Here is a 12,447-nt window from a genome sequence, read left to right as displayed (position 1 = left end):
GTGGAAGAGGTGGGCACCGTAGCGGTGCACCTCAATGCCGGTCTGCTCTTCCTTTTCGCTGTAGGCGTTGCCGCCAATGTGGTGCCGGCGGTCGATGACGACTACCTTCAAGCCCAGCTCAGTGGCGGCCTGTTCTGCGATTGTCAGGCCGAAAAAGCCCGACCCTACGATGACGAGGTCAGCGGTCACAAACTCTCCTGGTTCGAATGCGGGCAGCGCAATGTTGTGCATTGTCTGCTGGTCTAGCCTACCTGAGACCCTGTGGGTACCGGCGAATCGCGGCTGGCCCAGCGATCAGATGCCACCCCCGTCACGGGTCCGGGAGCCCCGCATGGCGGGGGCAGCGGCGCCGCTCCGAAGCGTTTTCCACATGGATCATTTTCCCCGGCACTGCCGGGCCGGAGTCTCCCTACTGTGGAACCGGACCCGTGGAACAGGACCCGTGGAACCGGACGGCCGCTCGGAAAGGATGCCGCGGATGATTTACCACTGCACTCTCGCGCCCAGCAGCCTGATGCAGCGCGCCCCCGCAGCCGGTACGACGCCGGACGGGCAGCTCATTGAGCTCTCCGTCGAGGTCCCCGACCCGTGCCCGGGCGCGGATCTGGAGGCTGCCGTCGCCCGGCGCTACGGGACCGGTGAGCTGTCGGTCCGGGGAGCTCCGGTCGCCGTCATGACCGTTGGCGTGCCTCCCCTGGTCCAGGGTGCTGTGCTGGTTGAGGGTGCTGTGCTGGTTGAGGGTGCTGGGCCGGTTGAGGGTGCTGGGCCGGTTGAGGGTGCTGGGCTCGTGACGGGATCGGGCGCGGCATTCCGCTCCGGGCCGGGCCAACGGCACGCTGCCACGTTGCTGCTCGCCGTGGACAGCGGTCCCGGCGCGGGCACGCTTGTCGCCCTGCGGCGGGGAAGGTTCCGGATCGGACGCGCCGGCACCGAGGTCGTGATCCCTGATGCCGCGCTCTCCCGGGAGCACGCGCGCCTGGACGTGGCGGACTCGGACGTCACGATCATGGACCTCGGCAGTGCGAACGGTACCAGCGTCGATGGCCGGAGCGTGCGAAAGGCCCCGGTGACCACGGCGTCCTCGATCCGCTGCGGCGACTCCACTATCTCGCTCCGGCTCTGGCCATCGGGTGTGCCCCGTGCTGCCCCGGACGCCGTGACGTCGCTGGCAGGCTCCAGCGTTGCCGCGCCGCTGGTTGTCCGCGGCACCGCCGCCCCAGGCCACCGCGCCGCCATGGCGCTGGCCGCGGTGCTGCCGCTCCTGGTCGGCGTCGGCCTGGCATTTCTCACCGGCATGTGGATGTTCTTGGCCTTCACCGCAGTCTCTGGCGTGTCCGTCCTGGTCCCGTTTCTTTCGGGCCGCCGCCAGCGCCGCGAGTTCCAGGCCGCTGTGGCGGGGGCCGCCCTGCAGGACAGGGAACGACGCCGGCACGCCGCACCCTCCGCGGCTGACCTGACCATTAGTTGCGCGGCTGCGGTGCCCCCCACAGCCCGTGCGCCTGGCGGGGAGCCGCCGGACATCTGCCTGCGGCTCGGGCTGGCGGAACAGAGCGCGAACATCCGGCCCGAACCACCCGACGCCGGCTTTCGGCCACCGCCGCTCGGCCAGGTGCCCCTGACCTTGGACCCGGTCCCGGCGGTGGTGACCGTCCACGGCCCCGCGCCCGCGACGGCCGGACTGATGCGCTCGTTCATCCTGCAACTGGCCGCCTATCCCCTGGCGGAGAGCACCCGACTGCTGTTGCATGGCCCGGCGGACACGGTGCCGTTGCCGGCCCGCTTCCTGCCCGGCGTCACACTGTCCGCGAACGACGCCACCACTGCGGCCGTGCTTGCCGGCGATCCCGGCGGCCCCGGCAGTCCCGGCAGTCCCGGCGGTCCCGGCGGTCCCGGGGATCCAGGCGGACCAGGCGGTCCTCCGGTTCATGGCGAAGGATTCGACCGCGGTGTCCTCATTCTTTGGAACACTCCGGCGCAGTCAGGTGCCGCACCCGGTCCGGGCGCTGCTGGAGCCGGCCCGCCATTCAGGGCAATGGCGGCGACGCACGGATGGAGGGTGATCGAGTGCTCGCCGGAGCCCGGTTCCGGCGTACACCCTGGCATTGTCCTCGGCCGGCGCGGCGCCCTGATCAGGCCTGGGTCCCCGCCCGTGGACTTCGTGCCGGATCTGGTCCCGGCCGAGGTCTTTGACCGCTTTTGCCGTGGGTTCAGTGCCGCACGGCGTACGCCGGCGACTCCCCCGCCGGCCATCCCGCATCATTGCAGCCTGTCAGACGTCCTTCCCCTCGCTGCACAGGACATTTCCCGGCGCTGGTCCCGGAGCGGCGCGGAGACCGGGCTGGGTACGCCCGTCGGCGCAGCGGTCCGGGGTGCCGTGCGGATCGACCTGAAGGCTGACGGTCCGCACTTCCTGGTCGCGGGGACCACGGGTTCCGGAAAGTCGGAGTTCTTGCGGACTCTTGCCGCCGGCCTCGCGGCCAGCCATCCGCCGGACCGGGTCAACCTGCTCTTCATAGATTTCAAGGGCGGCTCCGGCTTGGGCCCACTCACCGGCCTCCCGCACTGCGTCGGCATGCTGACCGATCTGGGCGCTGCGCAGGTGGAGCGCACATTGGTTTCCCTGCGGGCCGAGGTCCGCAGGAGGGAGGAACTGCTCGCCCGGGCCAATGCCCCGGATCTCGCGGCCTACGAGGCGTCACCGGCCGCCGGACCGCCAGTCCCCTCTCTGGTCATCATCGTTGACGAGTTCAGGATCCTGGTGGACGAAGCGCCCGGCGCCCTCGCCGAGCTTATGAGGATTGCCGCCATCGGCCGGTCACTGGGGATACACCTCATCATGGCCACCCAGCGCCCGCAGGGAGCCCTGAACGCCGACATCAGGGCCAACGTCACCACATGCATCGCGCTCCGGGTCCAGTCCGGCCCCGAATCCTATGACGTGATGGGCTCCGGGCTCGCGGCCGCGATTCCCATCGCACGCCCCGGGCGGGCATTCCTGATCCGCGGTGCGCAAGCTCCGGAGGAATTCCAGACGGCCACCCTGACGCCCCGGGCCGACCCGCGGTCACCCGGGACGGTCACGGTTCGCACGGCCACGGACGAGCTAACCCGGCCACCGGCAGCCGCCGGTTTCCGGTCCGACGGCTCCGCCGGACGCGAAGCAGACGACGGCGCGGTCCTTGCACCGCTTCCGGCTCCGGCCCTGACTCCGGCCTTGGCTCCGGCACATGGGGCGGCGGCGCTGATCGACGCCGCTGCGGCCGTGTGGCAGGGTCTCGGCACACGAACGCCCCGCCGGCCGGTGGCAGATCCGCTGCCCGCCCTGCTGCCGCACCCAGGTTCCGGGCCCGCCGGGCGGGACATAGTCCGGCTGGGGCGGGTGGACCTGCCGGAACTCCAACGCGTCACGGAGCTGGGCTGGAGTCCCGCCGGCCATGGGCATCTGGGCCTTGTCGGCGCTGAAACCGGCGCCGGGGACCGAATATTGGCCCTCGCAGTTGAGCAGCTTCTGGCCGGCAGGGTGGAGTCGCACCTGTACATACTTGACGCCGCCGGCGCCTTCAGCGGCACCGCAGCGGAATCCCGGGTCGGCGCCGTAGCCGGCCTGCACGAAGTGCGCCGGGCTGCCAGGGTGCTGCGGCGGGTCGCCGAAGAAGCCACGTCACGGCTGGGTGCGCCTGCGGGCCGGCCGCGGCCCGGGCTGGTTCTGGTGGTCAGCGGCTGGGGCGCCTGGGTTTCGGCATTCCGGTCCGGGCCGCTGGCCTGGGCAGAAGACCTCGTTCATGACATCGTGCGGGACGGTTCCCTGGCAGGGATCACTGTCCTCGTCTCCGGCGGGCGTGAGCTGGTGACCGCGAGGTTCTTCGCTGGCCTGCCCAACCGGATTTTCTTCCCTTTAGGTTCTACCGACGAAGGCCACCTCGCATGGCCGCGGCTTCCGGCGCTGGAACCGGTCCCCGGCCGCGTGGCCGTGTTCGGCGCCTTCGTTCCCACGCCTCTTGCGACCGGGCACGCCGCCCAGCTGTTCGAACCAGCGGCCGCTGGCGGGCCGCGTCCCACGAGTGGGGCCGTGTCGAAGAGGCCCTTCCGGGTGGACGCGCTGCCCGGGTCGGTGACCGTGGACGAGGTGCTGGCCCGGTGCGGCTCCGGTCCAGGGCGGAGGACTCGTGGGCCTGCTGCCGGGCCCGGCGCCATGCCCGGCCCGGCGGATGTCCCGGTCCCGGCGGTTGCTTTGGTCCTCGGGGTCGGCGGCGACGAACTGCGGCCGCAGGAGATTCAGTTGCCCTCCGGCGGCGTTCTCGCGGTCCTCGGCGGCCCCGGCTCGGGAAAAAGCACGCTGCTGGCTGCACTGCCGGGGATGAACCCTGCTTGCGGCTGGCTCGCGCCACGGCCGGGAACCGCATCCGGCCAGTACTGGTCCGGGCTCCACGCCAGCGCACTCGCGGGCACCTTGGACCGGACAGCGATTGCGCTCGCAGACGACGCCGATCTGCTCTCACCCGAGGCCAACAGGGCCTTGGCGTCCCTGAACAGCCTGGGCTGGAGGGTGATCCTCACCGCGGGATTTGGCCCGGGCTTTGGGCAACGGGTGGATCTCGCTGCCATCGCGCGCGGCCAGGGGCGGGCGGTCCTGATACGTCCGCGGGGGTTCATGGACAGTGAGCCGTTCGGGGTCCGGTTCGAACCGGAGCACAGTCCTCCGCCGGGACGCGCCGTCGTCATTTCCGACGGCCGCGCGACGCCGGTCCAGCTGGCCGCGCTCCGCCCGGCCGTCCGCCCGGAACTCCTCCGCGCCGACGGCGGCCCGGACCACATCTCCCCCGGGCGGCACGCCGCACGGGACGGACCTCTACAGGGCGGGAGGGGCTCCGGCTGCCCGTGAGGCGAACGCTATGACCCGCTTGTCGAACAGAAGCACGATCGCCGTCACAGCGGGGACCAGCATGGCCAGTCCGGCCAACGGATAGCCGCCGGTCAGGGTGGGGAAGCCAATGGTCAGCACGAAGATTTGGGCCACGAGGGCACCGGCCCGCGGCCAGCGGAACCCCCGCAGCAGGAAGCGGGCGACGGCAAAGAGCCACACGGAGAAGGCCAGCAGCAGGCAGAGCGTAAAGACGGCACCCCAAAAAGAGAGTACCGGCGCCCCGGTCAGAAGCTGTGTCCCGTACCAGACGGCCGCCACGAGCAGCGCCGTGGCTTCCAGTGCCACGACCACGGCGATGACAACAATTCCCCGAGGCCGCACAGGGCCACCGCCAGGGGCTACGCCCGGATTCGGCAGCGAATTTGCTTCAGGAGGCCCGCCGGCATTTTCAGGGAGACTCTCACCGGGGGTTTCGCGGGGATTCTCACCGGGGTCTTCGCCGGCATTTTCACGGGGATCTTCAGGGTTCACAGGGGGCCTTGACACACTGGCACACTACCGGACATAGTCGACTAGATGTGAGGACGCCGCCACTGAATGTGATGCATCGCTCACGGTCTCGAGGCATCTTGGCCTCTATTACCCCTTGTTTACACAGCGTTAACATGACACGCTTAATCCAGATGACCGAGGGGGCCCCAATGGGCCCTTTTCTTATGAAGCCTCTAGTGAATAATTTCACAAAGGCATTTAACGAGTTCCCAGGAATGGAGTGACTGATCAGCATGGATTGGCGTAACCGCGCAGCCTGCCTTGACAAGGACCCGGAGCTGTTCTTCCCCGTAGGAAACACCGGCCCTGCCCTCCTGCAGATCGAGGAAGCGAAAAGTGTTTGCCGGCGCTGCCCGGTCGTGGACACCTGCCTGCAGTGGGCGTTGGAGTCCGGCCAGGATGCCGGAGTGTGGGGCGGCATGAGCGAGGACGAGCGCCGCGCCCTCAAGCGCCGCGCAGCAAGGGCACGGCGCGCCTCCTGATTCTGCTGCCCAAGCACCGATAGCTACGGTGCCGGCAACGATCGCACGACCCTGCAGCAATGGCCGCGGACCCACAGGTCCGCGGCCATTGCCCGTTTAAGCCGGTGCGCCCGGCATCAGTGCCCCCGGCGTCAGGCTGTCAGCGCGGCGTCAGGCTCAGGACAATCTGGACGGCGGTTCCCCCGCCGTCCCTTCCCTGCCAGTGGATGGTGCCACCAAGTTCACTCATGACCAGCGTGCGGACAATCTGCAGGCCCAGGCCCTCGACATACGGCGTGTCCGGCAGTCCGACGCCGTCGTCCTCCACCGTCACGGTAAGAAGTTCATCCCCGTCCTCGCTCTCCGACCGGTCGGCGACGAGCCAGACGGTACCGGTGCGCCCCTCCAGCCCGTGCTCGACGGCGTTCGTGACCAGCTCGTTGATGACCAGGGCCAACGGCGTGGCGAAGTCGCTCGGCAGTTCGCCGAAGAGGCCGGAACGCTGTGTCTTGACCTGCTGCGAGGGCGAGGCGACCTCGGCAGAGAGCCTGAACTGGCGGCCGATGAGTTCGTCAAAATCAACGCTCTGGGTCAGGCCCTGCGAGAGCGTCTCATGCACGAGGGCAATGGTCGCCACCCGTCGCATGGCCTGCTCGAGCCCCTGTTTGGCCTCGTCGCTGACCATGCGCCGCGACTGCATCCGCAAGAGGGCGGCGACAGTCTGCAGATTGTTCTTCACCCGGTGATGGATTTCGCGGATCGTGGCGTCCTTGGTGACCAGCTCCATCTCCCGGCGGCGCAGCTCCGAGACGTCCCGGCACAAGACCAGGGCGCCGAACCGCTGCTGCTCGTCGCGCAGCGGGATCGCGCGCAGCGAAAGACTCACGCCGCGTGACTCGATTTCACTGCGCCACGGCATCCGGCCCGTGACGACGAGCGGCAGGGTTTCATCGACCATGCGCCGGTCCCGCAGAAGCCCGGCGGTGACCTCGGCGAGGGACCGGCCCTCGAGGGACTCGCCGTCGCCGAGGCGGCGGAACGCGGAGACCCCGTTGGGGCTGGCATACTGCACGATCCCCTCGGCGTCGAGCCTGATCAAACCGTCACCCACACGGGGCGCGCCGCGGCGCGAGCCTGTGGGCGACGCGAAGTCCGGCCACAGGCCCAGGGTGCCCATGCGCAGCAAATCGTAGGCGCATTGCCGGTAGGTGAGCTCGAGCCGGGACGGCATCCGCGAACTCGACAGGTCCATATGGGAGGTCACGATCGCCAGGGTGCGGCCGTTGCGGACCATCGGGACCGCCTCGACCCGCAGGGCCATGTCGCTGCTCCAGTTGGTCTCGTTGGAGCGTTCGATCGCGCGGCTCTCCCACGCCTTGTCGACCAGCGGCTGCAGGTCCGACCGGATCCCCTCCCCCACGAAGTCGGCGTGGAACACCGTGTGCGTGGTGGAGGGGCGGACGTGGGCCAGTGCCACATAGCCGAACTCCGGGTGCGGAAACCACAGGGCCAGGTCGGCGAACGCGAGGTCGGCGACCATCTGCCAGTCGCCGACCAGGAGATGCAGCCATTCGGCATCCCCCGGGCCAAAATCAGCATGTTCCCTGATTGGGTCCGTAAAGATTGCCACAGCACCTCCATTTGCGACGCCAGGGACGGCTGCCCCTTAGCGTCGGACGATTGACCTCAAGAGCCTCAATGCTACCGACAGTGAGGCCATGTCATCCGCCTCGAGCGCATTGACCTCGTCAAACATTGACTTCGCCCGGCCCAGCTGCTCCGCGTTCTGGCCCTCCCAGACCGCAAGACGCTCCTCGGCGGGAGTCCCGGCCGGGGTGCACTCCAGCACGGCCGTCGTCATGTCCGAGACGGTGGAGTAGAGGTCATCGCGAAGGGCTGCGCGGGCCAGGGCCTGCCAGCGGTCCTCCCTCGGCAGCTTGGTGATGCGTTCGAGCAGGGAATCTGCATGGAAGCGGTTGAAGACCGTGTAGTACACGTGGGCAATATCGGCCACGGATTCCTTGCTGCCGTGGACGATCTTGGCGATGTCCAGGAGCACGAAGCTCTCGAACAGTTCCGCCCAGCGGTGGGCCAGGTCTTCCGGAAGGTCCCAGCTGCGCGCCTTCTCCAGCCATTCGGCCACGCGGGCGCGGTCGTCGCCCCGGAGGTAGTCGAGCAGCCGGGCCCGCATGGGATCCATCAGCGGCTTGAATTCGGCCACGATCTCGGCGATCGGACGGGACGCCGAGCCTTGGCCGAGGAGCCACCGGACGGCGCGGTCCAGCAGCCGCCGGATGTCCAGGTGGACGGTGCTCCAGTGTTCGGTCGGGAACGACGCCGGCAGTTCGTTGAGTTCCTTGACCATGATGTCCAGCTCGTAGACCTCGCGGAGGGCCACGAACGCCTTGGCGACGGCGGCCTCCGTGGCCGAGGTTTCCTCGATGGCACGGAACGCGAAGGTGATGCCGCCGAGGTTGATCATGTCGTTGGCAACCACGGTCGCGATGATCTCCCGACGCAGCGGGTGGGTGTCCAGTTCGGCGTCGAACCTCTCCCGCAGCTGCTCCGGGAAGTAGGCCCGCAGCGTCATGCGGAACCACGGGTCATCGGCGAGGTCGCTGTCGCGCAAAGCCGTGGCAAGTTCGATCTTGGCGTAGGCGGCCAGGACCGACAGCTCCGGAGAGGTCAGCCCCTGGCCCTGTTCCAGGCGCTCGCGCAGCGTGTCCGTGGTGGGCAGGGCCTCGAGGTCCCGCTTGAGGTCCGCCGACTTTTCCAGCCAGTCCATGAGCCGTTCGTAGCTCGGGCTCCATTCGGAGACACGCATCCGGTCGTTGAGGAGCAGGATGTTCTGGTCGATGTTGTCCTCAAGCACCAGCCGGCCGACCTCGTCGGTCATCGAGGCCAGGAAGTCCGCACGCTCGGCGGGCTCAAGCTTGCCTGCCGCTACCATCCGGTCCACGAAGATCTTGATGTTGACCTCGTGGTCCGAGCAGTCGACGCCGGCCGAGTTGTCGATCGCGTCCGTGTTGAGGATGACGCCCTGCAGCGCGGCCTCGATGCGTCCGCGCTGGGTCATCCCCAGGTTTCCGCCTTCCCCAACCACCTTGACCCGCAGTTCGCGGCCGTCAACGCGGATGGAGTCATTGGCCTTGTCGCCGACCTCGGCATTCGTTTCGGTGCTGGCCTTGACGTAGGTGCCGATGCCGCCGTTGTAGAGCAGGTCGGCCGGGGCGAGGAGGATGGCGCGCAGGAGCTCCGGCGGGCTCAGTTCCGTGGTGCCCTCCGGGAGGCCGAGGGCGGTACGGACCTGCGCGGACACGGGGATCGACTTGGCCTGCCGGGCAAAGACGCCGCCGCCTTCGCTGATGAGCGACTTGTCGTAGTCATCCCAGGAGGACCGGGGCAGTTCAAAGAGCCTCTGGCGTTCCGCGTAGGACGTTGCCTCGTTAGGGGTGGGGTCGAGGAAGATGTGCCGGTGGTCGAAGGCAGCCAGCAGGCGGATGTGCTTGGAGAGCAGCATGCCGTTGCCGAACACGTCGCCGGACATGTCACCGACGCCCACCACGGTGAAGGGCTCGGCCTGGGTGTCGAGGTCCAGTTCGCTGAAGTGGCGCTTGACCGACTCCCACGCGCCGCGGGCGGTGATGCCCATGGCCTTGTGGTCGTAGCCGACGGAGCCGCCGGAGGCGAAGGCGTCCCCGAGCCAGAAGCCGTATTCGCCGGCCAGTCCGTTGGCGATGTCGGAGAAGGACGCCGTCCCCTTGTCGGCCGCGACCACAAGGTAGGAATCGTCGTCGTCATGGCGCACGACGTCGGCCGGGGGCCGGACGGTTTCGCCCTCGGGCGTCACGATCAGGTTGTCCGTGATGTCCAGGAGTCCGCGGATGAACGTTTTGTAGCTCTCAACACCTTCGGCCATCCAGGCGCTGCGGTCTGCCGCGGGGTCCGGGAGCTGCTTGGCGTAGAAGCCGCCCTTGGCGCCCGTCGGAACAATGACGGCGTTCTTGACGGTCTGCGCCTTCACCAGGCCCAGGATTTCCGTGCGGAAGTCCTCGCGCCGGTCCGACCAGCGCAGGCCGCCGCGGGCCACCTTGCCGAAGCGCAGGTGCACGCCCTCGACCCGGGGAGAGTAGACCCAGATCTCGAACATCGGCCGCGGGAAGGGCAGGCCCTCGATCAGGGACGGATCCAGTTTGAAGCTCATGTGGGGCTTGTTCTGGAAGTAGTTCGTGCGGAGCGTGGCCTGGATCAGGTTCTTGAACGTGCGCAGCAGGCGGTCGGCATCGAGGGTCGCGACCTGCTCGATCGCTGCATCCAGTCCGGCGAGGACCTCTACCTCCCTGAGCACGCGGCCGGAGTCACTGAGCGCCGGGTCGAACCGGGCAGTGAACAGGGCGCTGAGTCCCCGGGTGACGTCCGGGTTCGCCAGCAGGGTGTCAGCCAGGAACCCGAAGGAGTTGGTGTTGCCCATTTGCCGCATGTACTTGGCGTAAGCGCGCAGTACGACAACCTGGCGCCAGTGCATGCCCTCCCGCAGTACCAGCCGGTCAAAGCTGTCGGATTCCACGGCGCCGGTCACGGCGGCGCCGAAGAACTCGCCCAGCAACTGTCCGGTGGCCTGGGGATCCACGCCGGCGGGGTACTTGAGGCCGAGGTCGTAGAGGAAGAAGTCCCGGTGATCCGCGGTCTCGATCTCGAACGGGCGCTCGTCCAGGACCTCGAGCCCGAGGTTGTGGAAGTACGGCAGGATCTGGCTCAGGCTCTTCGGCTCCAGCATGTAGAGCTTGACCCGGGCGTCCTCTTCCAGTGTGGCTCCGGCGCCGTCGGGGAGGTACACGTGGACGCCGGGGTGCTCCTTGACGGCTTCGCCGGCCCGTTCGGCCGCGGCACCGTACTTTTCGAAGCGGTCGATGTCCTGCAGCGCGTCTTCGATCTCGTAGTCCACCCGGTACCCGGCCGGGAACGCCTCGGCCCAGACCGCTGCCAGTTCCTTGGCGCCGTCGCCGCGGGCGCGCAGAACTTCGGAAATGCCTTCGCCCCAGGAACGGGCGGCCCGGACCAGGCGCTTCTCCAGTTCGTCGCTGTTGACGTTGCTGACGTCGGCGTCCTTGGGCAGCCGGATCCGGAAGAAGAGGCGGGCCAGAGCGGACTCTGTCATGCGCGCCTCGTAGTCGATGGAGACGGCGTTGAAGGTCTCCCGCAGTTCCTGCTCAATGCGCAGGCGGACGTTGGTGGTGTAGCGGTCGCGGGGCAGGTAGACGACGGCGGACATGAAGCGGCCGTAGATGTCGGGGCGGAGGAAGAGCCGCGTCCGGCGGCGTTCCTGCAGCCGCTGGATGCCGGTGGCGATGGCGGCGAGGTCCGGGATTTCGATCTGGAAGAGCTCATCGCGCGGATAGGTTTCAAGGATGCCGAGGAGGTCCTTGCCCGAGTGCGAGTCCGGCGGGAAGCCGGCGTCGCTGAGAACAGCGGCGACTTTCTCCCGGACTACGGGGATATCGCGGACGGAACCGGCGTAGGCGGTCGTGGCGAACAGGCCGATGAAGCGGCGTTCGCCGTTGACGTTGCCGGCGGCGTCGAAGCTTTTAACGCCGATGTAATCCAGGTACGCCGGGCGGTGCACGGTAGAGCGGGAGTTCGCCTTCGTGATCACGAGCGCGCGCTTCTCGCGGGCCTTCTTCCTGCCGGCCTCGGTGAGGTGCTGGACCTGGCGGGTGTCCGCACCGGCGCGGAGCAGGCCGAGGCCGCTTTCCTCGCGCAGTTCCAGGACATCCTCGCCGGATTCGTTGACGAGGTCGTATTCGCGGTAACCGAGGAAGGTGAAGTTCCCGTCATCGAGCCAGCGGAGCAGGTCCTGGGCCTGGCGCAGCTCGGCAATCTGCGCTCGGTTGGCCACCCGGTCCAGATCCGCGGAAATTTCAAGGGCTTTCGTGCGCATCTTCGGCCAGTCTTCGACGGCGGCGCGGACGTCGCCAAGCACGCGGGAGATTCCCTTGACCAGCTCCGCGCGCTTCTCCTCGTCGACGAGGTCGATCTCGACGGCGATCCAGGATTCCATGTGCGAGGCGTTGTCGCCCTCGGCGATCAGGTGGGAGAGGTTCGGCATGGCCGCCGTGTCACCGCTGGAGATGCCCAGGTGGGAGGGGACGCGGGCCACCTTGACGAGGTTGCCGGTCTCCCGGTTGCGGGTCACTACGAAAAGTGGGTGCAGCACGAGGTGGATGGGCGCGTTCTGCCGGACCAGTTCGGCGTTGACGGAGTCCACGAGGAAGGGCATATCGTCGGTGACGATGTACAGGACGCTGCAGTCTGCCTCGTCACGAAGGGCGATGTTTGCGATGCCCGGCTTCCGCGTCGCCGCGATTTGGCGGTGGGTTTCGGTCCTTGCCGTCAGGACTTCCTGGGGATAGGCCCGGAAATCCTCCTCCGCGAGGTGCTCGTAGTAATCCCCGAGGTAGCTTTCGCTGCTACCGATCGAGACGGGCTGATCCTCCACGCTGGACCCAGACGACATCGAAACGCCTCCATAAAAGAAGTTCACAGCCGCCTCTTTGCGGCCCTTACGTTGAC

Annotated in this window: 6 protein-coding genes; 2 read left to right on the top strand and 4 right to left on the bottom strand. The window is 68.2% G+C overall.

Features of this window, described 5'->3' with window-relative positions:
* Window positions 1-189, bottom strand: a 189-nt coding sequence (locus tag AC1D1W_RS11625; RefSeq protein ID WP_476943753.1) for an FAD-dependent oxidoreductase, incomplete at its 3' end; no start/stop codon positions are given.
* Between the two features lie 289 nt (window positions 190-478).
* On the opposite strand from AC1D1W_RS11625, the gene AC1D1W_RS11620 reads away from it, so the two are divergent.
* Window positions 479-4,882: an FtsK/SpoIIIE domain-containing protein gene (locus AC1D1W_RS11620; RefSeq protein ID WP_476943752.1), complete on the top strand. Its 4,404-nt coding sequence runs from the start codon at window positions 479-481 to the stop codon at window positions 4,880-4,882.
* Here AC1D1W_RS11620 and AC1D1W_RS11615 read toward each other — a convergent pair.
* Entirely contained in the window at window positions 4,850-5,245 is a 396-nt protein-coding gene (locus AC1D1W_RS11615; RefSeq protein WP_028276013.1) for a hypothetical protein, read from the bottom strand. The genes AC1D1W_RS11620 and AC1D1W_RS11615 overlap by 33 nt on opposite strands.
* Before the next feature lie 404 nt (window positions 5,246-5,649).
* On the opposite strand from AC1D1W_RS11615, the gene AC1D1W_RS11610 reads away from it, so the two are divergent.
* Window positions 5,650-5,898 carry a WhiB family transcriptional regulator gene (locus tag AC1D1W_RS11610; RefSeq protein WP_003804966.1) on the top strand — a complete coding sequence of 83 codons (249 nt, stop codon included), beginning with the start codon at window positions 5,650-5,652 and terminating at the stop codon, window positions 5,896-5,898.
* Window positions 5,899-6,037: 139 nt separating this feature from the next.
* Here AC1D1W_RS11610 and AC1D1W_RS11605 read toward each other — a convergent pair whose 3' ends face one another.
* Window positions 6,038-7,507 (bottom strand): sensor histidine kinase, encoded by a 1,470-nt coding sequence (locus AC1D1W_RS11605; RefSeq protein WP_079552959.1) that lies wholly within the window; start codon window positions 7,505-7,507, stop codon window positions 6,038-6,040.
* A 36-nt stretch (window positions 7,508-7,543) separates the two neighbouring features.
* Complete coding sequence (locus tag AC1D1W_RS11600) at window positions 7,544-12,391, bottom strand: NAD-glutamate dehydrogenase (RefSeq protein WP_243181199.1); 4,848 nt, start codon at window positions 12,389-12,391, stop codon at window positions 7,544-7,546.
* Window positions 12,392-12,447: the final 56 nt, after the last annotated feature.

The sequence above is a fragment of the Arthrobacter sp. P1_B4 genome, assembly GCF_056406555.1.
The sequence above is the reverse complement of the archived record's forward strand: the minus strand, read 5'-3'. Positions and strand labels throughout refer to the sequence as shown.